Origin of the sequence: Shinella yambaruensis (assembly GCF_050859155.1) — a bacterium.
GTDB classification, from domain to species: domain Bacteria; phylum Pseudomonadota; class Alphaproteobacteria; order Rhizobiales; family Rhizobiaceae; genus Shinella; species Shinella yambaruensis.
The window spans coordinates 178,663-199,804 of record NZ_CP150639.1; the positions used below are offsets into that span (position 1 = coordinate 178,663).

Below are 21,142 nucleotides of genomic sequence, written 5' to 3' on the forward strand. Positions count from 1 at the left end.
GTCTCCGCAAGGGGTATGAGGGCTTGGAGAAAGGCTAGTCACCGCTTCGATCCAGAAAAAGTTAATAATATTTGCACATGCGTTCTGATTTGCTAATCATTCTTCGTGCTGCTCCAGGAGGAAAGAATGGACCTTGCCCGCTTGCGTGCCCTGCGCGAACTGTCGATCCGCAAGACCATGGCCGCGGTGGCCGAGGCGCTATACGTTTCCCCATCCGCCGTCTCGCAGCAGATCGCGCTGCTGGAGCAGGAGGTCGGCATCGACCTCATCGAGCGTCGCGGCCGCGGCGTGGAGCTGACGCCGGCCGGAAAGCAGCTCGTCGAGCGGGCGGAGCGGATCCTCATCGAGCTGGAATCGGCCCGTGCCGACATCGCCGAACTGAAGAAGGTCATTGCCGGCGAGCTGCGGGTGGCGGCCTTTCCCTCCGTCGCCGCGGCGGTGGTGGCGGGGGCGATCCAGAGCCTTTATCGCCTCCATCCGCACCTCACGGTGCAGTTCGACGAGATGGAGCCCGCCGAAAGCCTTGCCGCCCTGCGCAGCTGGCAGACGGACATCGCGATCATCGACGACCTCAACGTGCCCGCCGGTGCCGTCGATCCGAACATCGAGACGATCCCGCTGATGGAGGACGTCTTCAATGTGATGGTGTCCCAGACCCATCCGCTGGCCGAGCAGCCGACCGTCATGCTGCATCAGCTGCGCGACGAGCGCTGGGCGCTCGATACCGCCTCCTCGACCTACAACCGCATGATCACCGATGCGTGCCAGGAGGCCGGCTTCACCCCCAACATCGTCGCCCGCTGCAAGGGCTTCGAGGTGACGATCGCGCTGATCCGGGAGGGCTATGGCATCTCGATCCTGCCGGGCCTTCGGGCGAGCTACGACCTCGAGGACGTCTGGGTCTGCAAGGTCGAGCCGGAGATCCGCCGCAAGATCTCCCTGGCCTTCCGCAAGGGGGAAAAACGCAGCCCCGCCGTCCAGGCCTTCATCGCGCAGATCAACGCGCGGATCGGCTCCCGCCGCCGCTTGCCCACGGGCAAGGGCGAGGCGCGGCTCCCGCCCGATGCGGCTTCCGCAGGCAATGCCGACGGTTAAAATCAAACAGTTTTGCTAAATAGTACGTAAAGTAGAATTAAGTAGACCTGAACAAATCGTGTTCCTATCGTCCCCCTGTCGATTGATATGGGTTCGCGGCTTGGCTACCAAACGGCGGACTTAGGCCAATGGCGGGAACAATTGCTACAGAACGGCAAGAGCCGCTGTTGCCCTATCGCCCAAATCAGCTCTCGGCATGAGAACCGGGCTCTGCACCAGCGTGCAGGGCGCTCGCGATATTCACAGGGGACTGCAATGAAACTGATCAAGCTTCTCACGGCCGGCGTGTTTGCCGGCCTCGCCGTTACCGCAGGTCACGCGTCGGCCTCCGTCCTCGACACGGTCAAGCAGCGCGGCACGCTGAACTGCGGCACGGACAACACCGCGCCCGGTTTCGGCTACCTCAATACGACGACGGGCCAGATGGAAGGCCTCGATGTCGACTTCTGCCGCGCGGTCGCTGCCGCGGTGCTCGGCGATGCGTCGAAGGTCAAGTTCGTCACGGTCACCGACAAGAGCCGCTTCGATGCGGTCCTCACCAACCAGGTCGACGTCGTCTTTGCGCACACCACCATCAAGCCGGCGCGCGAATCCTCCATCGCCATCGATTTCCTGCCGGTCAATTTCTACGACGGCACGGGCGTCATGGTGAAGACGGAGACGGGCGTGAAGGAATTCGCCGACCTTGATGGCGCCACCTTCTGCACGACGCAGGGTTCGGTGACCGAGACGGTCCTCACCAGCGCCTTTAAGGCGCGCGGTTGGGAAGGCTCCAAGGTCCTGACCTACGAAAACCTCGAAAAGCTCTTCGCCGCCCTCAATTCCGGCCGCTGCAACGCGATGAGCACGGACAAGTCCGCGCTTGCCGCCTGGGCCGGCAACTCGCCCAAGCCGGCCGACTACCTGATCCTGCCCGACACGCTCGACAAGTCGCCCTTCGGCGGCTTCGTCGCGGCCAATGATTCCAAGTGGCGCAACGCGTTGCGCTGGGTCACCTACGGCCTGTTCCAGGCGGAGGAATCCGGCATCACGCAGGCCAATCTCGAAGAGAAGCAGAAGAGCGAGGATCCGTTTGTCCAGAAGTTCCTCGGCGTCGGCGGCGGCTACGGCAAGGATTTCGGCCTTCCCGACGACTTCGTCGCGCAGGCGATCAAGGCCACCGGCAATTACGGCGAGATCTATGCGCGCAATCTCGGCCCGGACACCCGGATGTTCCTCGACCGCAAGGGCACGCCGAATGCCCTGTGGACCGAGGGCGGCGCCATCTATTCGCCGCTCTGGAACTGATCCCCTCCTGACCGGACCGGGGCGGCATCGCGCCCCGGTCCCCCAATCGGTTCTGGTATTTCGACATGACTGTGCAAACCCAAGCGAACGTGGCCGGAAACGTGGCCGACGACGACCTTCCGGCTCGCCGCTGGCGCAACCGGATTCGGTACAACGCCACCCAGTCCGCCATCGTCGCGGCTGCCATCGTCCTCGTGGTCCTCTTCGCCTTCGCGGTGAAGGAGGGACTTGCCCGGCACGGGATCAGGTTCAGCTTCTCCTTCCTTTGGGATGCCGCGGGCTTCGACATCAGCGAGGGCAAGACGATCGCCCTTAAGGACGGCGTCTGGCCGGCCTTGCTGAACTTCACGTCGGATCACCTGATCGCCCAGGCCTTCGTCACCGGCATCTTCAACACGATCAAGGTGGCCGTCCTCGCCATCCTTCTCAGCACCGTGCTGGGAACGCTGCTCGGCGTCGGCCGGCTCTCGACCAACTGGGTGGTGCGCAACCTCTCCTTCTGGTGCGTGGAGTTCGTGCGCAACACGCCGCTCCTGATCCAGCTCGTCTTCTGGTATTTCGCCGTCGTCCTGCATTTTCCGCCGATCGCCGCGGCCGCGAAATTCTATGGCGTCGTGATCAGCCAGCAGGGCCTCTATTTTCCTGTTCCCACCTGGCAGGGCGGTGACTCGCTCCTCGCCATCGGGACCGCAACGGCATTCTGGGTCGCCATCCTCGGCGTGCTCTTCGATCGTCACGGCACGGTCCGGTGGATCTGCGCCGGCGCCGTCCTCCTGCTTGGCGGATTAATGTTCGCAACCGGCATCGTCGGCCTCGACGTTCCCGTCGCCTCGAAATTCCAGGCGCGCGGCGGCACGAGCATGAGCCCGGAAATGGCCGCGCTGCTGCTTGCCATCGTCGTCAACAGCGCGTCCTACATCGCGGAAATCGTGCGCGGCGCCATCGACGCGCTGCCGAAGGGGCAATGGGAGGCGGCCGCTTCCCTCGGCCTCACGCGTCGCGACACCGTCAACGACATCATCCTGCCGCAGGTCTTCCGCGTCGTCCTCCCGTCCTTCGGCAACCAGTATATCAGCCTGACGAAGAACACCGCCCTCGGCATCGCCATCGGATATCCCGAACTGTTCAACATCTACGGCACCATCGCGAACCAGACCGGCCACAGCCTCGAAGGCATCGTCATCGTGATGGCCTCCTACCTCATCCTCAGCTGGGCCATCAGCGCCGCCGTCGGCTGGGCCGACCGCCGCATGACAAGACACGGAGCGTCGCGATGATCGCCAGATCCCTGAAATGGTCGCGGCACAACCTGTTCGCCAAGCCGTTCGACATCCTTCTGTCCCTCACGGTCATTCCCGGCGTGCTCTGGCTCATCTGGCAGATCGCCGGCTGGGCGCTGACGGTGGCGCAATGGGACATCATTCCGCAAAGCCTGCGCGTCCTGATGATTGGCATCTTCCCGGTCGACCAGGTGTGGCGGACCTGGGTCGCGGCGATGATCATCGCCGCCCTGCTCGGCGCGGCGCTGGGTTGCGTCTTCGCTTTCCGCGGGCGACATGCCGGCGGCCTCCTCCTCGTGGTGGCGGTTGTGCTGGTCCTGACGGGCACGAACGACCTTGCGAACACCCTGCTTGTTGCGGCACTGGTCGTTCTCTTCGGGCTGTCCTGGGTGCTGATTTCCCGCGTTCCCGCGGCTCACAGGGGTCTCGTGCCGGCAAGTTTCGTCGGGCTGATCACGATCTTCGCCGTGATGGCGCCGCCCGGCGCCGGCCTTTGGGGCGGCCTGCTGCTCAGCATCCTCTTGACGCTCGTCACCGCGGTCGTCACCCTGCCGATCGGCATCCTGCTCGCTTTCGGCCGCCGCAGCCGCTTTTCCAGCGTGCGCTGGATCTGCACCGCCTATATCGAGGTGATGCGCTCGGTGCCGCTGATCATGGTCGTCTACTGGATATGGATCCTGATGCCCGTGCTGACGCCGCAGCTCAACCTTGCCGATGTGGTGCGCGGCATGATCGGCTTCACGCTGTTCTATTCCGCCTATGTCGCCGAATATGTCCGCAGCGGCCTGCAGGCCGTGCCGCGCGGGCAGACGGAAGCCGCCCGGTCGCTCGGCATGAGCGAGTTCGACATCAACCGCTCGATCGTCCTGCCGCAGGCCCTTCGCGTGGTGGTGCCGCCGCTCGTCGGCAACGTGCTCGACATCTTCAACACGGCCCCGCTGGTCTTCATCATCGGCCTCACCGATTTCCTGCGTGCCGGCCAGATGATCCTCGCCAATCCGCAATATGGCGACCGCACCTATGAAGTCTATTCGTTCCTGTTCCTGACCTATTTCCTCGTCGGATCCCTGATCACCTTTGTCGCCCGCAAGCTCGAAAAGCACCTTGCGCGGGGCAGCCGATGAGCGACGCGAACACCACCGGAGGCCGCTCCATGAGCACCATCGTCGAAATGAAGACCCTCAACAAGTTCTACGGAAGCCATCACGTCCTGAAGAACATCGACCTTTCCGTGGCGCGCGGCGAGGTGGTGGTGGTGATCGGCGCGAGCGGCTCGGGCAAGTCGACGCTCATCCGCTGCGTCAACGGGCTGGAAATGTACCAGAACGGCAGCCTCATGGTGGATGGCTACCCGATGCCCGTGGAGGAGGATCGCCTTCTCGGCGGCGAAAGCGAGCTTGCCGCCATCCGCAAGGGCGTCGGCATGGTGTTCCAGCAGTTTAACCTCTTCCCGCACAAGACGGTGGTGGAGAACATCACCATCGCGCCGATGCGCGTGCACCGCAAGTCGAAGGCCGAGGCCGAGGCGACCGCCCTCAGGCTGCTCGACCGCGTCGGCCTGAAGGCGCATGCGCACAAATATCCCGGCCAGCTCTCCGGCGGCCAGCAGCAGCGCGTGGCGATCGCCCGTTCGCTGGCGATGGAGCCGCACCTGATGCTGTTCGACGAGCCGACCTCGGCGCTCGATCCGGAAATGATCGGCGAGGTGCTCGACGTGATGCGCGAACTGGCCGCCGACGGCATGACGATGATGATCGTGACGCACGAAATGGGCTTTGCCCGCGAAGTGGCCGACCGGATCGTCTATATCGACCAGGGCGCGATCCTGGAGGTCGGCAAGCCGGACGCATTCTTCGACAACCCGCGGAACGAACGCGCCCGCGCCTTCCTCGCACGCGTGTTGAAGCACTAGGTATTTTCATCCCACGCCTTAGCTAGGCGCCCTTTGACGAAGTGGTCAGTTAACGAGCGTCGGCCGCGGCAGGATCCGTTCCGTCACGGGGCAGCCTTCCTGGATCTTGGTCCAGGACGAGACATTGAGCTTCATCTCGCAGCGCGCGAGATAGGAACCGCCATCGACCCTCAGGCAGGATGTCTCGCCGAGTTCGAACATGACGCCGCGATTGCGGCATTTGCAGTTGTGGGCATCCGCCAATGTGGGAATCAGGGCCACGGCGAGGCCGGGTACGAGCACTCCAAGACGCATGGCTGAGGCTCCAGATGATAGGCCGCCAGATTACACCCGTCCGCTGGCATCGTAAAGCGGCCGCCCGTCCGCCGAGGTGGAGCATACGCCGCGTGCGAGTCTCGCGGGGAGGCCTTCCGGCCAGTCGGATTTGTCGCTTTCGTGGCACCGTTCGGCCGCTGAAATCGCCATCCGCTACTCAAGGCCCCGCATTTCGGCGTTCATCCAGTTGCAGAATTGCCGGACCACTCTCGATTCCGAGCGGCGCTGGTAACGATATGCCCCGATCTCGACCGGCTCATATCCGGGCAAGGCCACCAATGCGCCGGATCGTGTTTCCCTGGCTGTAAGGATGGGGGGCGCGAGCACCATGCCAAGGCCGGCAACACAGGCGTGAAGAGCTGCGTCGTCCGTGTCGAATTCATGGGCGAAGGTCAGGGCCGTTATGGGAATATCGAAGGTCTTGCACCAGAGCTTCCAATCCCAGTTGCCGGCTGCGCATCGAAGCGCGGGCACATCCGAAACGGTGATCTCCCGGCCCGTGGCGCCCCTCGCCAGCAGGCCCGGCGAGACGACGGGGCGGCTGAAGTCGCGGCACAGGTGCTCCCAGCCGTCAACCGCGTCACCGGCCCGGACATAGCGGATGCTCACGTCGGACGCCGGAGCGGCCGGGAAGGTGAGATAGGCACTTGTTTCCACCCGCACGCGCGCTTCGGGGCATAGGGAGCGGAAACGGTCCAACGACGGAATGAGCCACCGCACGGCAAACGACATCGACGCCAGAACGCTGATCTCGTTTTCGTCTCTGTACAGCGCATCGGCCGACCGCTCGATGAGCGCCACTGCCGGCGCGACCTCCTGATAGAACCGCTCCCCGGCATCGGTCAGCGAAACGGAATTGTGTCCGCGACGGAAGAAGCTCACGCCGAGCTCGTCCTCGAGCTTCTTGATCTGGTGGCTCACCGCGCCGGAGGTGACGCCGAGCTCTGTGCCTGCGGCCGTCAGGCTCGCGGTGCGTGCGGCGGTGACGAACACCCGGATGGCATTGAGAGAGACGCGGCGGCCAATCTGCATGAATTTTCCTCAGGCTCCCCTCAAAATCCTCGTTTGAGCAGAAAACGGAAATCCGGCACAAGGCAAGGGCAAAAACCTCATGGATGTGCAATGCGCCCACGCCAGTTCTATACCAACACCAGAGCCATTGCATGGGTCACGGTCGGGACAGCATTATTTTCCTTGATCTTCGCATCGGGCAAATTCGCCGATGGAAGCGCAACCCCGCTGCAGATCCTGTTCCTCCGCTACATCGGCGGCTTGGCAACGCTGCTGCTGGTCGTGGTGGCGCGGCGGGAAAGGCTGTCCGCCTATCGAAGCCCGAAACCGCTCTCCCATTTCATGCGGGCCGTCTTCGGCGCTTCGGGCGGGGGCGCGCTGATCTACGCATCGGCAAACATGCCGATCGTGGATGCCACGGCCATCGGCCTTCTCTATGTCGTGTTCGTCGTTCCTCTCGGGGTGCTGGTTCTGAAGGAACGGCTTGGCCGGCAGCAGCTTGGCGCGATCACGATATGCTGCGCCGGCGCGGCGATCATCATGGCCTCGCGCGGCGCCTTCACCGAATTCCAGCCGGCTTATGTCCTGCCGGCCTGTATCGCGGTTCTCGGTGCGGCGCTGCTGGCCGTCGAAGGGCTGATGATCAAGGTGCTTTCGCACGCCGACCGCACGATGACGGTGCTGCTCTATGTCAATACGTTCGGTCTCCTGCTGATGGCCGGTCCCGCTGCCATGCAGTGGGTGCCGCTTACGCTCGAAGGTGCTCTGCCATTCGTGCTGCTCGGCCCGCTTGCGGTGACGGCGCAATATTGCATCGTCCAGGGCTACCGCCTTGCGTCTCTGTCGATCGTCGGTCCCGTCGACTATACATGGTTGATCTTCGCGGGCCTGATCGGCTTTCTGTTTTTTGGCGAACAGCCGACACTGGGTGTCGTCGCAGGGTCCGCAATCGTCGCCGCAGGCGGCATCATGCTTGCGGTCGTCAAGTCACCGCCCAGCGAGCGCGAAAGCACGTCGGCAGCGTGAGGCATGCACGAAATCCCGCGCTCTGCATAGGGAAGCGGGGATTTCGTCCGTCCCGCATGCACTTTTCGCGGGGCGTCGCACCACGCCGCGCCGGGTGCCGGTCGGGCTTGCCGCCGGCGACGACTCGTGTTCGATACGAAAGTGGCTGTCGCTCCGGTCCTGCACCTGTATCGCCGCTGGTTGCGCGCAGAGGAGGCGGGATGGCGAGGTCTCTACAAGTTGACACATGTATGATAAGTGATATATCCATTTTTGCCTGGGAATGATCCCGTGCGCGGCCGGGGAGGCCGGCGGGCGGCGGGCGGCGTTGCGAGGATATCGTCGGTGGAGAATGCGATGATGAAGGACAGGTCGCGGAACTGCCGGGTCGGCGTCGATATCGGCGGCACGTTCACCGACATCGCGCTCGATGTCGACGGCGTCCTGCATTCGACAAAGGTGCTGACCGATTATGCGGCGCCCGAGCGGGCGATCCTGAAGGGGGTCGCCGCCGTCGCGGATCTTGCCGGCATCGCCCTTTCCGAGATCGACCTGCTGATCCACGGCACGACGCTCGCCACCAATGCGCTGATCGAGCGGCGCGGCGCGAAGACCGCCTTCGTCACGACCGAAGGCTTTCGCGACGTGCTGGAAATGCGCACGGAAAACCGCTTCGAGCAGTACGACCTCAACATCACCCTGCCTCCGGCCCTTATACCCCGCGCCGATCGCTTCGTGGTGCGCGAGCGCATGAACGCAGCCGGCAAGGTTCTGCTGCCGCTCGACGAGGCCTCGGTTTCCGTCGTCGTCGAGGCGCTTGCTGCGGGCGGCTACGAAAGTGTCGCCATCGGCTTCATCCACGCCTATGCCAACGGCGCTCATGAGGCGGCCGTGCGCGCGGCGATCCTCGCGCGCCTGCCGCATCTTTCCGTGTCGATCTCCTCGGAGGTCTCGCCGCAGATGCGAGAGTTCGAGCGCTTCAACACGGTCTGCGCCAATGCCTATGTGAAGCCGGCGATCAAATCCTATCTCGACCGTCTCGTCGTCTCGCTGAAGGAGATCGGCGTTTCCTGCCCGGTCTTCATGATCCATTCCGGCGGCGGCATCGTTTCGGTCGAAAGCGCCGCGGAATTCCCCGTCCGCCTCGTCGAATCCGGCCCCGCGGGCGGGGCGATCTTCGCCGCCGACATTGCCCGCCGCCATGGCCTCGACACGGTGCTCTCCTTCGACATGGGCGGCACGACAGCAAAAATCTGCCTGATCGAGAACCAGGTGCCGAAGACCGCGAAGACCTTCGAGGTCGCGCGCACCTACCGGTTCCGCAAGGGCTCCGGGATGCCGATCTCCATTCCGGTCGTCGAGATGGTGGAGATCGGCGCCGGCGGCGGCTCCATAGCCTCGGTCGACGGCATGCGCCAGATCCGCGTCGGGCCGCATTCCGCCGCCTCCGAGCCCGGTCCCGCCTGTTACCAGCGCGGCGGCAGGAACCCGACCGTGACGGATGCCGACCTCATCCTCGGCAAGCTCGACCCCGGCAATTTCGCCGGCGGCGCCATTCCGCTTTCCATCGCGGCCAGCCGGCAGGCCATGGCCGACGACATCGGCGCCGTCATCGGCCTTGATCCGGAGGCTGCCGCCTTCGGCACCTGCGAGATGGTGGACGAGAACATGGCCAATGCCGGCCGCGTCCACACCGTCGAGAACGGCAAGAACATCGCCGATTTCACCATGATCACCTTCGGCGGCGCCGGCCCGCTGCATGCCGCGCGGCTCTGCGAGAAGATGGGCATCTCCACCTTCCTCGTTCCGCCGGGCGCCGGCGTCGGATCCGCCATCGGTTTCTTGCGCGCGCCTTTCGGCTACGAATCCGTGCGCAGCGCTGTCTTCAGCCTCGCGGGCTTCGACGTGGCGGAGGCGAACCGGCTGGTGGAATCCATGGAGGTGGAGGCGCTCGGCTTCGTCGAGGGCGGGTTGGACACCGGCGAACCTCTCATCGAACGCACGCTCTTCATGCGCTATGCCGGGCAGGGCTGGGACATTCCCGTACCGCTCGCCGCCAGCCGCTTCGATGCGGGAAGCGCGCAGAAGATCGCCGCGCTGTTCGAAATAGAATATGAGCGCTTTTTCGGCCGCGCCATCGAGGGGCTGGATATCGAGATCGTCAGCTGGTCGGTCAAGGCAAGCTCTCCGCTGCCGCTGGTCGCGCGCGTCGCCGCCATCGCGGAAGGTGCGGCGGTGACGCCCGCAAAAACCCGCCGCCTGTTCGAGGCCGCCCAAGGTGCTTTCCTCGACGCCGGCATCTATGAGCGCGACAGCCTGAGGCCCGGTGATGTCGTCAAGGGGCCGGCCGTCATCGTCGAGCGCGAGACCTCCACCATGCTCACCGCCGCATTCAGGGCCGTCGTGCAAAACGACGGCTGCCTGCTCGTCACCCGGACCTGATCGAGGATCGAAGGCATGAACCAGTCGATGATCGATATTCACATGCAGGTCATGTGGAACCGCCTGATCTCCGTCGTCGAGGAGCAGGCACAGACGCTGATCCGCACGGCTTTCTCCACCTCGGTGCGCGAGGCGGGTGATCTTTCCGCCGGCGTCTTCGACCTCGAAGGCCGCATGCTGGCGCAGGCCGTCACCGGCACGCCGGGCCATGTCAATGCCATGGCCGAATCCGTCGCCCATTTCATCCACGACATCGGCCCGGAGAACATCTTCGAAGGCGATGTCTACATTACCAACGACCCGTGGAAGGGCACCGGCCACCTGCACGACATCACCGTCGTCACGCCCTCCTTCCACCATGGCAGGCTGGTCGGCTATTTCGCCTCCACCGCCCATGTGGTGGATATCGGCGGTCGCGGCTTCGGGCCGGATGCGCGCGAGGTCTATGAAGAAGGCCTCTTCATCCCGATCATGAAGTTCTTCGAGCAGGGAGAGCTCAACCGCACGCTCATCCACATCGTGCGCAACAATGTGCGCGAGAGCGACAAGGTGGTCGGCGATTTCCACGCGCTCGCCGCCTGCAACGAGACCGGCCACCGCCGCCTCGTCGACATGCTCACGGAGTTCAACCTCGAAGACCTGTCGATGATCGGCGGCTTCATCCTCAAGCACAGCCGCGAAGCGACGCTGGAGCGCCTCAAAAACCTGCCGCACGGCAGCTGGTCCTATAGCCTCGATCTCGACGGCTATGACGAGCCGGTGCATCTCGCCGCAACGCTGAGCATCGGGCCGGATGGCGTGCTGGTCGATTTCGACGGCACCTCGGGCATGAGCAAGTTCGGCATCAACGTGCCGCTGGTCTATGCGAAAGCCTATGCCTGCTACGGCATCAAATGCGTTGTCGCACCCGAGATCCCGAACAATGCCGCCTCGCTTGCGCCGTTCGACGTCGCCGCGCCGGAAGGCTGCATCCTCAATGCCAAGCGGCCGGCCCCGGTCGCGGTGCGCCATGTGCTCGGCCATTTCGTGCCGGACCTCGTGCTCGGCGCGCTGCACCAGGCGCTGCCCGGCCAGGTGCCGGCGGAAGGGGCGAGCGCGCTCTGGAACCTGCATATGAGCGTGCGCCCGGTTTCCGACCAGATCGGCGGCAAGGGCGCGGAAATCCTGATGTTCAACTCCGGCGGTACTGGCGCGCGCGCCAGTCTCGACGGGCTCAACGCGACGGCCTTTCCGAGCGGCGTGCATACCATGCCAATCGAGGCGACGGAAAATGTCGGCCCGGTCATCGTCTGGCGCAAGGAGCTGCGCGAGGGATCCGGCGGTGCCGGTGCACAGCGCGGCGGCCTCGGCCAGATGATCGAGATCGAGGCGGCCGAGGGTTTTTCCTTCCGCTTCTCCGCCATGTTCGATCGCCTCGGCCATCCCGCCCGCGGCCGCGACGGCGGCCTTGACGGCGCGCCCGGCGGCGTTGCGCTGGACGACGGCACGGTGCTGAAGGGCAAGGGCCTGCAGTTCGTGCCGGAGGGGCGCCGCCTCGTGCTCTCGCTGCCGGGCGGCGGCGGCTATGGCGATCCGTCCGGGCGCCCCGCCGATGCCGTCGCCCATGACGTCAGGCACGGCTATATCACCGGCGAGCAGGCCGTGCTCTACGGCAAGGCGGAAGGGAAAGCATGAGACGATGCGTCCCCTAGACAATCGCGGAAGTCCGGCCACGCGCCCTCCCGCGTATGATACGCTCATGCCGGCCATCGGGCGCATCGCCCGTGGATCGGCCGGTTTTGCTGAAGGAAAGATCATGTCGCATTTTCAAAGGGTTCTGTTGACGGGGGCGGCCGGCGGCGTCGGCACGGCGCTGCGCCAGTCGGGCATGCGGCTCGGCAAGGTCGTGCGGCTTTCCGACCGCCGGCCCTGCGAAAACCTCGCGCCGCACGAGGAGGATTTCACGCTCGATCTTGCCGATTTCGATGCGGTCTGCGCGGCGGTGAACGGCTGCGATGCCATCGTGCATCTCGGCGGCCAGCCGCTCGAGGCCGAATGGAAGACGATCCTCGACAGCAACATTTCAGGCGGTTACCACATCTACGAGGCCGCACGCCGCCACGGCGTCAAGCGCATCGTCTATGCCAGCTCCGTGCATGCCATCGGCTATTACGAGCGCACGGAGACGATCGACGGCAACGTGCCGACGCGGCCGGACAGCCTCTACGGCGTTTCGAAGACCTTTGTCGAAAATCTCGGCCGCTACTATTTCGACAAGTTCGGCATCGAGAGTGTCAGCATCCGCATCGGCTCCTGCTTCCCGGAGCCGACCGACCGGCGCCATCTCATCACCTGGCTCTCCTACCGTGATTGTCGCCAGCTCGTCGAAAAATGCCTTTCCGCGGAGCGCGTCGGCTTCATGGTCGCCTATGGCATGTCGAACAACAGCCGCGCCTTCTGGGACAACCGCACGGCAGCCTCGCTCGGCTACAGGCCGCAAGACAGCGCCGACGACTATGCCGACAAGGTTTTCGCCAAGACCGAGCAGGGCGACCCGAACGATCCGGCGGTGCGCTACCAGGGCGGCAGCTTCTGCGCGGCCGGCCATTTCGAGGACAAATGATGCAGGCTTCGCGGACATCCTATGATGTGGTGATCGTCGGCGGCGCGGTGGTCGGCAGTGCGACGGCCTATTTCCTGGCGACCAATCCGGATTTCGCCGGCTCCGTGCTGGTGATCGAGAAGGACTGGACCTACCAGCGATCGGCGACCGCGCTATCCTCCAGCTCGATCCGCCACCAGTTCTCCAACGCGATCAATGTGAAGATCTCGCAGTTCGGAACGGAATTCATCCGCAACTTCAAGGAGAATGTCGCGGTCGATGCCGACACGCCGGAGATCGGCTTCCACGAGAACGGCTATCTCTTCCTGGCGGGCGACGAGCGGGGGGCGGACGTGCTTCGCCGGAACCACGAAACGCAGGTCGCCTGCGGCGCGGACGTCTCGCTGCTCGACCCGGATGGTTTGGGAAAGCGCTTTCCCTGGCTGAACACGGAAGGCCTCACCCTCGGCAGCAAGGGCGAGCGCGGGGAGGGCTGGTTCGACAGCGTCGGTCTCCTGCAGGGGTTCCGCAAGAAGGCGCGTTCGCTCGGCGTCGAGTATATCGAGGACGAGGTCGTCGCGATCAATCGCGAAGGCGATCGCATCGTCTCGGTGACGACCGGGGGCGGGCAGGTGATCGCCTGCGGCATGCTGGTCAACACGTCGGGCACCAACGGCAAGGTCATGGCGCGCATGGCGGGCCTCGACATTCCCGTCGAGCCGCGCCGCCGGTCGATCTTCGTCGTCGATTGCCGCACGCCGCTCGGCCCCGGCGTCGGCCTCACCATCGACCCGACCGGCGTCTTCTTCCGCCCGGAAGGCAAGTTCTACCTGATGGGCACCTCCCCCAGGCATGATCCGGAGGTCGAGCCGACCGATTTCGCCGTGATGCACGACGAGTTCGAGGAGGAGATCTGGCCGACGCTGGCGGAGCGTGTGCCGGCCTTCGAGGCGATCAAGGTCGTCAACAGCTGGGCGGGGCACTATGACTACTGCACGCTCGACCACAATGTCATCCTCGGCCCGCACGCCGAGGTGAGGAATTTCCTCTTCGCCAACGGCTTTTCCGGCCATGGTCTGCAGCAGTCGCCGGCCATGGGGCGCGGGCTTTGCGAACTGATCACCTATGGCGGCTTCCGCACGCTCGACCTCTCGCCCTTCGGCTACGAGCGTGTTGTCGCAAACCGGCCCTTCCTGGAGGACGCCGTCATCTGACGGCGCGTGCGCCGGCCCCTCAATCGTCCCCTTTGCTGCCTGCCGGCTCGTCCAAGAGGGCGCGGTAGCGGTCCAGGCTTTCCTCCAGATGGGCGGTCAGCGCCTGCTTGGCGGCCTTCGGGTCGCCCTGGGTGATGGCGGCGAGGATGGCGGCGTGCTCGCGGTTGATCTTCTTCAGGTACGTCTTCGAGGCGGGGCCGGACTGGCGGTGCTTGAGAACCAGGTCGAGATTGATCTCGCCCATCACGGCCTCGAGGAAGCGCGGGAAATGCGGGTTGCGCGTCGCCTTGGCGATGGCGAGGTGGAACTCGAAATCGGCGCGCGCCTCGATCTCGGCATTGTTCGTGTCGAGCGTCTCGATATGGTCGAAGGCGCGGGCGATCTCGGCGAGGGCTTCCGGGGTGCGGCGCTGGGCGGCCAGCGCCACGGCCTGCATTTCGACGCCGAGCCGCAGTTCGAGGATCTGCATGGCCGAGCGGATGTCGTCGATGCGGCTGATCTCGAAGTTCAGCGCCCGCGCATCCTTCTCCGTGACATAGACGCCGGCGCCCTGCCGCGCGATGACGCGACCGGCGACCTTGAGCGAGGCCAGCGCTTCGCGGATGACGGTGCGGGAGACGCCGAACTCCTCGCACAGCTGGGCGCTCGACGGGATCTTCTCGCCGGGCGGATAGAGGCCCGAGTCGATCCGCTCGGCGAGCCTGGCGACGACGATCTCCGCGAGGTTGCCGCGCTGCGTGATGATCGACATGCCGATCCAGCCTTTCCCGGGTTTTCATTTATCACATATCATACACAGCGGGCTTCTCCAGAGGAAGAACGCCGGCGGGCGGCCTTCGGGAAGCAGCTTGCTTTTAGGTAAAGTTAGCATATAAGTGATAACATACCAATATGGCGTTGCCGCGAAAATCGCGGAGGAGATGGAGCATGCAGGACCAGTCTGTTGTCATCGTCGGCGGCGCTTCGGGGCTCGGTCTCGCCACGGCCCGGCTGATGGTGGAACGGGGCGTTGCGAAGATCGGCCTTATCGACCGCAACGAGGCGCTGCTCGCCTCCTCCGCGGCGGCGCTCTCCGCGATGGGCGCCGAGGTGGCGACCGCCGTTGCCGACATTTCCCGCGCCGAGACGGCCCATGGCGGGTTCGCGGCGGTTGCGGAAAAGCTCGGCCGCGTCCATGCCCTCGTCAACAGCGCCGCCATCTATCCGCGCAAGCCGATCCTCGACATCACGGACGAGGACTGGGACCTGGAGAACGCCATCAACATCAAGGGCACCTATCACATGATGGTCGCGGCGGTGCGCCACATGCGCCGTTTCGTGACCCTGCCGGAGGTGACCGGCCGCATCGTCAACGTCACCTCGGTCGATGCCTTCAAGGCGCATCCGCAGAACGCCCACTATGCCGCCACCAAGGCCGCGGTCGTCAGCCTCACCAAGTCCTTCGCGCAGGAATGTGCCAAGGACCAGATCCTCGTGAACTCCGTCGCGCCGGCCGGCTTTGCCACGGACCGCGCCAGGGAACTCGGCTTCCTGCCCGAGCTTGCCAGGGCAAGCGCGCTCGGCCGGGCGGCTGAACCGGTGGAAATGGCCGAGTGGATCGTCATGATGGCTTCCAGCCGCAACACCTATGCGACGGGCGAGAATGTCGTGGTCAGCGGGGGCTACATCTATGTCTGACGCAAATCGCATCGCCGTCGTCACGGGGGCTACCAGCGGCATCGGCGAGGCCATCGTGCCGATGCTGCGGGGGCGGGGACTGGCGGTCTACGCCGTCGGCCGCAACCCGGCGGCGCTTGCCGGGCTGGCGGAACGCTGCGGGGCGATCCCCGTCGAGGCGGACGTGCGCGATACGGCGCGTATCGCCGAGGCGCTGGCGGGCGTCGCGGTCGACGTTCTCATCAACAATGCCGGCATCCTGTCGACCCGCGCGGCCTTCCAGGACATCGACCCCGCCGAGATCGACGCGATGATCGACGTCAATCTCAAGGCGCCGATGCACCTGACGCGGGTCTTCCTGCCCGGCATGGTGGCGCGCAAGCGCGGCCATCTCCTCTATGTCGGCTCGAGCGGCGGCCAGGCGCCCTATCCGAACATGGGCGCCTATGGTGCCTCGAAGGCGGGCCTCAGCCTCTTTTGCGACAACCTGCGCTGCGACCTCCTCGGCACCGGCGTGCGGGTGAGCGAGATCGTGCCCGGCCGCGTCCAGACGGCGCTCTACCGCACCTCGCTCCCCGGCGACCAGGCGAATGCCGCGCTCTATGACGGCTACCGGCCCATCCAGCCGGAAAACATCGCGCAGATCGTCCACGACGTGATCGCTCTGCCCGCCCATGTCGACGTCGCCCGCGTCGAGGTTTTCCCGACCGACCAGGCGACCGGCGGCGGCACGATGGTGAAGTTCGAGGCGCCCTGAAACCGCAAGGCGGCCGGCTCAGGCAGGCGGCCCGGCCTCCCGCTTGCGCGCGAGCAGGGCAAAGAGCACGTCGAGCATCACATACATCGGCGCGCGGCCCGTCGGCACGATGAGCGGATGGCCGGAGGCGCGGTAGGCGTTGAGGTTGATGTTCTCCTCGGCGAGCGAGGCGACGACCGAGCCGCCGGGCGAGATCGACAGGATGCGCGCGCCGGCCTTCTTGGCGATCTCCATATTGGCGATCAGGTAGCTCGTGCGGCCGGAGAAGGAGAGCACGAAGAGCACGTCCTGCGCCGTCAGCCGCGGGGCGGAGACCATCTGCAGCGTCGGGTCGGCATAGGCGACGCTCGCTATGCCGAGCGAGGCGAGGCGGTGCTGCGCCTCGCCCGCCAGGAAGCCGGAGCCGCCATAGCCGTAGACGTCGATGCGGCGGGCGCCGGCGAGCAGGTCCACGGCGCGCCGGAGCGAGTCGAGGTCGAGATCGTGCCGCGCCTCGCGCAGGGATTCCGCCGCGCGGTTGAAGACGTCGTCGACGAGGCCGGTGAAGGGGTCCGCGCCGCTTTCCGCCGTGCTCGCCGGCGCCTGGCGCACGGCCAGCTGCTGGGCGAGCTTCAGCCGGAAATCCGGAAAGCCGTCGCAGTCGAGCCGCCGGCAGAAGCGGATGATCGACGGCTCGCTGACCTTGGCGATGCGTGCGGCATCGGTGATCGACCAGGTGATCGCCGTGCTCGGCGTGTCGAGGATCGCCTCGGCGATCCTGCGCTCGGCGGGCGTGAACTGCGACAGCGATTGCCTGATCAGGTCGAGCATGGAACCCTTTGTGCCGGCGGGACGATGGTCTTGCGGGTAACGGTCACAGTGTGCCGCCGGCCATCACCGCCGACAGGCAGGACGATTGATAGTCAAAACCGGCCTGCGCCACAACGAGCCTTTTGACCGATGCCAGCGCATCCTCGTGCGGCTCGATGCGCCGCCCCTCCGCGTCCGCGGCGACGACTTGCCCGCCGGCCGCCTCGACCAGCTGGATTCCGGCCGCGATGTCCCAGGCATTGAACTTCGATTCGTAGCAGACCGCCACGCGGCCGACGGCGACATAGGCAAGATGCAGCGCGCAGGAGCCGAGCCGGCGCACGGCGCGGAACGCGTTGACGAGGTCGGCATGGGCTTCCTGGGCGGCGCGGCAAGGGCGCTCGCCCTCGTAGGGCGCATTCGTCAGCACTTCCACCTCGCGGTCCGTGCGTCCGCGCAGGAAGGGTTTTATCGGCTCGCCGTTCAGCGTCAGCTGGCCGTGCGCGGCCATGAACAGCTCCTCGCGGACCGGATCGTAGACGACGCCGCAGACCGCCTTGCCGGCGTGATAGGCGGCGATCGAGACGCAGAAGAAGGGCAGGCCCGAGGCGAAATTGCTGGTGCCGTCGATCGGATCGATGATCCAGGTCGTCTCGCCTTCGCCCTGCCAGCCGCCTTCCTCGCCGAGGATGCGCGAGGCCGGCAGGCGCGACCAGATCGTGTCGCACGCGGCCCGTTCCGCCGCCTTGTCCGAGGCGGTCACGATGTCGAAGAAGCCGGCCTTCTGCTGGGTCTGCAGGGTTTCCGGGCTGGCATTGACGAAGCCCCGGTGCGCGACGATGCCGGCGGCCAGTGCGGCTTCGCAGGCCACGGTCGCGATCATGTCATGAAGATCCCCGGTGAGGGGCTGGTTGAGGGTCATGCGGCTTTTCCCATGCTGGCTGTTTCGGTTTCCGGCAGGATCCAGACCGGCTGGCTGTCGATGGAAAGGCGCAGCGTCTGGCCGACCTCGGCAACGCCCGTCCGGTAATAGTCGCTGTCGAGGAAGACGCATTCCTGGCCTTCGATCTCGGTAAGGTACTCGACATGGGCGCCCTGGAAGACGACGCGGCGCACCTTCGCCTCCATCGCGCCGTCGGGATCGACCCGGATATGCTCCGGCCGCACGACGCAGCGCACCGCCTCGCCCGGCCTGAAGGCGCGGGGGCCGCGCGCCAGCGTGAAGGCGACCGTCGTGCTGATGCGCACGCGCACCGTCGTCTCGTCCACGGTCTCGACCGTGCCGCGGAGAATGTTCGCCTTGCCCATGAATTCGGCGACGAAGCCGGTGCCGGGGCGGGAATAGACGTTGAGCGGCGTGTCGTCCTGCTCGATGACGCCGCCGCGCATCACCACCACGCGGTCGGAGATCGCCATGGCCTCGCTCTGGTCGTGGGTGACGTAGAGGCTGGTGATGCCGAGGCGCAGCTGGATGGCGCGCAGCTCGTCGCGCATGCGCTCACGCAGCTGCGCGTCGAGGTTGGAGAGCGGCTCGTCGAAGAGCAGCACCTTCGGCTGGGTGACGACGGCGCGGGCGAGCGCCACGCGCTGCTGCTGGCCGCCGGAGAGCCGCGCGGGCGCGCGGTCGGCATATTGCGCGAGCGCCATGGTCTCGAGGATGGAATCGACCCGGTCCTTCATCTCGCCCTTGGCCAGGGGCAGAAGGCGCACGCCGTATTCGACGTTCTCGCGCACCGTCATGTGCGGGAAGAGGGCGTAGCTCTGGAACACCATGCCGACATTGCGGGCGTTGACCGGCACGTTGGTGACATCGCGCCCGCCGATGGTGATCGTGCCGTCCGTCGGCGTCTCGAAGCCGGCGAGCATGCGCAGCGTCGTCGTCTTGCCGCAGCCGGAGGGGCCGAGCAGGGTGACGAGCGTGCCTTCCTCGATGGTGAGGTTCAGCCGGTCGACGGCGGTCGCGCCGGCAACGCCGGGAAAGCGCTTGGTGATGTTGGAGAAGATGACTTTCGACATGGGGCTTACCTCTTCGATGTCGAATTGAGAACGAGCTGCATGAGCGCCAGGATGGCGAGCACGACGAAGACGAGGATGCTGCAATAGGCCGCCGCCACGCCGAGCTTCAGCGTTTCCACCTGCGACAGGATGGTGACGGTGATAAGCGTCCAGTTGGCCGAGACGAGGAAGATCACCGCCGACAGCGTCGTCAGCGAGCGTGTGAAGGCATAGGAGAGCGAGGTGAACAGCGCGGGCTTCAGGAGCGGCAGGGTGATCTGGAAGAAGGTCCGCGTGTTGGAGGCGCCGAGGATGGTGGAGGCTTCCTCGATGGACTTGTCGATCTGGCGCAGCTGGTTGGAGCCGGCCTCGATGCCGACCTGCAGGTTCTTCACGACCATGGCGGCAATGACGATGAAGGCGGTGCCGGTCAGGAGCAGCGGCGGGGCGTTGAAGGTGCTGACATAGCCGATGCCGAGGATGGTGCCGGGCGCGGCGAAGGAGAGGAGCGTGCCCCAGCGCAGCAGGAAGCTGCCCGGGAAGGCCTTGCGGATCAGGAGATAGGCGATCAGCATGCCGGCGATGGCGGTGACGGGCGTTGCGATGCCCGCGAGCAGCAGCGAGTTGCTGAGCGTGTGGAAGCCGGCGGTGAAGACGGTGACGTAGTGCGCCGTCGTCAGCGTGTTGTCGACGCCCGGCAGCCTGGTGAAGGAGACGTAGATCACCGTCAGGTAGAAGAGCAGGATGGCAAGCACGATGGCGTAGCAGGCGATGGTGAGCGGCACGACGACCGCGCCGGAAATGCGGATCGTCTGGGCGGAGGGCTTGCCCGTGACCGTGACATAGCTGCGCTTGCTCACCCAGTAGCGGTGGATGAGGAAGGCGGTCATCGAGGGCACCAGCATGAGGCTGGCGAGCAATGCGCCGGCCTGCAGGTTGAAGTAGCCCACCATCTGCGAATAGGCCTCGACGGCAAGCGTGTTGAAATTGCCGCCGATCAGCATCGGATTGCCGAAATCCTCGACCGACTTCACGAAGACGAGCAGCGTGGAGGAGAGGATGGCCGGCGTCACCAGCGGCAGCGTGACCCGCGAAAAGGTCGTCCAGCGCGAGGCGCCGAGCGAGGCGGAAGCGTCCTCCAGCGCGCTGTCGATCGATTGCAGCATGCCGCGGATGTTGAGATAGGCGATGGGCGTGAAGGCAAGCGACTGGATCAGCACGAGGCTATGGAAGCCGTAGACATTGGCGTTGCGGATGCCGAGCAGTTCGCGGGTGATGAGGCCCGAGCGGCCGAACAGGATGACCACCGCGAGCGCCATGACGAAGGGCGGCGAGATGATCGGCAGGAGCGCCACGCCATGCACGAAGATCTTGCCCGGCATCGTGGTGCGTGTCGCGGAGAAGGCGAGCAGGAAGCCGGCGGCCGTGGCGATCAGCGCCGAGGTGGCGCCGAGCAGCAGCGTGTTGGCGAGCGATTCCCAGACGAAGGACTGCGACAGCGTGCTGATGAGGACGGCGATGTCGAAGCCGTGCTCGGTGACGACCGCCTGTTTCAGGACGATGAAGATCGGCAGGGCGGCGAAGACCAGCACCGAAAGCGTGGTGACGGCGAAAATGCCGAACAGCCAGGGATCGACGACGATGTTGCGCAGGAAGGCTGGCGCGGCCGCCGTCCGCCCGGACGGCGCCGCTTGCGAGGCGAGGGTCATGATGGGGCTCCTTGAGCGGTCCGCGCGGAACCGCATGAAGACAAAGAGAGCGAGCCTTTCGCCTGCTGACAAGCCCCTTTGCCAGGGGCTGCCC

General features: G+C 65.5%; 19 protein-coding genes. 12 read left to right on the plus strand and 7 right to left on the minus strand.

Translation table 11 applies throughout. The features are described 5' to 3' along the window. Window positions 1-126 precede the first annotated feature (126 nt). The 5 genes from WMC41_RS23230 to WMC41_RS23250 all read left to right on the plus strand — a co-directional run bounded on the left by WMC41_RS23230 (window position 127) and on the right by WMC41_RS23250 (window position 5,574). Window positions 127-1,095, plus strand: a complete 969-nt coding sequence (locus tag WMC41_RS23230) for a LysR family transcriptional regulator (RefSeq protein ID WP_272807679.1) — start codon at window positions 127-129, stop codon at window positions 1,093-1,095. A 255-nt stretch (window positions 1,096-1,350) separates the two neighbouring features. After that, the gene (locus WMC41_RS23235; protein ID WP_432349068.1) at window positions 1,351-2,382 is read left to right on the plus strand and encodes a transporter substrate-binding domain-containing protein; all 1,032 of its coding nucleotides are present in this window, start codon (window positions 1,351-1,353) and stop codon (window positions 2,380-2,382) included. A 65-nt stretch (window positions 2,383-2,447) separates the two neighbouring features. Then, the gene (locus WMC41_RS23240; RefSeq protein ID WP_432349070.1) at window positions 2,448-3,659 is read left to right on the plus strand and encodes an ABC transporter permease subunit; all 1,212 of its coding nucleotides are present in this window, start codon (window positions 2,448-2,450) and stop codon (window positions 3,657-3,659) included. After that, window positions 3,656-4,786, plus strand: a complete 1,131-nt coding sequence (locus tag WMC41_RS23245; RefSeq protein WP_432349072.1) for an amino acid ABC transporter permease — start codon at window positions 3,656-3,658, stop codon at window positions 4,784-4,786. The genes WMC41_RS23240 and WMC41_RS23245 overlap by 4 nt, the downstream gene beginning before the upstream one ends. Window positions 4,787-4,815: 29 nt before the next feature. Then, window positions 4,816-5,574 carry an amino acid ABC transporter ATP-binding protein gene (locus WMC41_RS23250; RefSeq protein WP_288079186.1) on the plus strand — a complete coding sequence of 253 codons (759 nt, stop codon included), beginning with the start codon at window positions 4,816-4,818 and terminating at the stop codon, window positions 5,572-5,574. 45 nt (window positions 5,575-5,619) lie between these two features. On the opposite strand, the gene WMC41_RS23255 is transcribed toward WMC41_RS23250, so the two are convergent. Together WMC41_RS23255 and WMC41_RS23260 are read right to left on the minus strand one after the other, a co-directional pair. Then, entirely contained in the window at window positions 5,620-5,868 is a 249-nt protein-coding gene (locus WMC41_RS23255; RefSeq protein ID WP_244766317.1) for a hypothetical protein, read from the minus strand. 174 nt (window positions 5,869-6,042) lie between these two features. Next, window positions 6,043-6,921 carry a LysR family transcriptional regulator gene (locus tag WMC41_RS23260; protein WP_272807685.1) on the minus strand — a complete coding sequence of 293 codons (879 nt, stop codon included), beginning with the start codon at window positions 6,919-6,921 and terminating at the stop codon, window positions 6,043-6,045. 162 nt (window positions 6,922-7,083) lie between these two features. Between WMC41_RS23260 and WMC41_RS23265 the strand changes: the two genes are divergently transcribed. The 5 genes from WMC41_RS23265 to WMC41_RS23285 all read left to right on the plus strand — a co-directional run bounded on the left by WMC41_RS23265 (window position 7,084) and on the right by WMC41_RS23285 (window position 14,142). Continuing rightward, complete coding sequence (locus WMC41_RS23265) at window positions 7,084-7,926, plus strand: DMT family transporter (RefSeq protein WP_432349074.1); 843 nt, start codon at window positions 7,084-7,086, stop codon at window positions 7,924-7,926. 339 nt (window positions 7,927-8,265) lie between these two features. Further along, a complete protein-coding gene (locus tag WMC41_RS23270) occupies window positions 8,266-10,347 on the plus strand; it encodes a hydantoinase/oxoprolinase family protein (protein ID WP_432349312.1) in 2,082 nt (693 codons plus the stop codon). A gap of 15 nt (window positions 10,348-10,362) precedes the next feature. Next, entirely contained in the window at window positions 10,363-12,021 is a 1,659-nt protein-coding gene (locus WMC41_RS23275) for a hydantoinase B/oxoprolinase family protein (RefSeq protein WP_432349076.1), read from the plus strand. A 121-nt stretch (window positions 12,022-12,142) separates the two neighbouring features. Then, window positions 12,143-12,949 (plus strand): NAD-dependent epimerase/dehydratase family protein, encoded by an 807-nt coding sequence (locus tag WMC41_RS23280; protein ID WP_432349078.1) that lies wholly within the window; start codon window positions 12,143-12,145, stop codon window positions 12,947-12,949. Further along, entirely contained in the window at window positions 12,949-14,142 is a 1,194-nt protein-coding gene (locus WMC41_RS23285) for an NAD(P)/FAD-dependent oxidoreductase (RefSeq protein WP_432349080.1), read from the plus strand. The genes WMC41_RS23280 and WMC41_RS23285 overlap by 1 nt, the downstream gene beginning before the upstream one ends. A 19-nt stretch (window positions 14,143-14,161) precedes the next feature. Here the strand turns inward: WMC41_RS23285 and WMC41_RS23290 are convergent, their stop codons facing one another. Next, window positions 14,162-14,893: a FadR/GntR family transcriptional regulator gene (locus WMC41_RS23290; RefSeq protein WP_244766323.1), complete on the minus strand. Its 732-nt coding sequence runs from the start codon at window positions 14,891-14,893 to the stop codon at window positions 14,162-14,164. Between the two features lie 176 nt (window positions 14,894-15,069). Here WMC41_RS23290 and WMC41_RS23295 point away from each other — a divergent pair, with 176 nt between their 5' ends. Both WMC41_RS23295 and WMC41_RS23300 read left to right on the plus strand, forming a co-directional pair. After that, complete coding sequence (locus WMC41_RS23295; RefSeq protein ID WP_432349081.1) at window positions 15,070-15,819, plus strand: SDR family NAD(P)-dependent oxidoreductase; 750 nt, start codon at window positions 15,070-15,072, stop codon at window positions 15,817-15,819. Next, the gene (locus WMC41_RS23300) at window positions 15,812-16,555 is read left to right on the plus strand and encodes an SDR family oxidoreductase (RefSeq protein ID WP_432349082.1); all 744 of its coding nucleotides are present in this window, start codon (window positions 15,812-15,814) and stop codon (window positions 16,553-16,555) included. Before WMC41_RS23295 ends, WMC41_RS23300 begins: the two co-directional genes overlap by 8 nt. An 18-nt stretch (window positions 16,556-16,573) precedes the next feature. Here WMC41_RS23300 and WMC41_RS23305 read toward each other — a convergent pair whose 3' ends face one another. The 4 genes from WMC41_RS23305 to WMC41_RS23320 are packed head-to-tail and all read right to left on the minus strand — an operon-like array spanning window position 16,574 to window position 21,048. Then, window positions 16,574-17,365, minus strand: a complete 792-nt coding sequence (locus WMC41_RS23305; protein ID WP_244766326.1) for a MurR/RpiR family transcriptional regulator — start codon at window positions 17,363-17,365, stop codon at window positions 16,574-16,576. A gap of 43 nt (window positions 17,366-17,408) precedes the next feature. Continuing rightward, window positions 17,409-18,266: an inositol monophosphatase family protein gene (locus WMC41_RS23310; protein WP_432349085.1), complete on the minus strand. Its 858-nt coding sequence runs from the start codon at window positions 18,264-18,266 to the stop codon at window positions 17,409-17,411. Then, window positions 18,263-19,360 carry an ABC transporter ATP-binding protein gene (locus WMC41_RS23315; protein WP_432349087.1) on the minus strand — a complete coding sequence of 366 codons (1,098 nt, stop codon included), beginning with the start codon at window positions 19,358-19,360 and terminating at the stop codon, window positions 18,263-18,265. The genes WMC41_RS23310 and WMC41_RS23315 overlap by 4 nt, the downstream gene beginning before the upstream one ends. A 5-nt stretch (window positions 19,361-19,365) precedes the next feature. Next, window positions 19,366-21,048, minus strand: coding sequence for an ABC transporter permease (locus WMC41_RS23320; RefSeq protein ID WP_432349088.1), 1,683 nt, complete (start codon window positions 21,046-21,048; stop codon window positions 19,366-19,368). Between the last annotated feature and the right edge of the window lie 94 nt (window positions 21,049-21,142).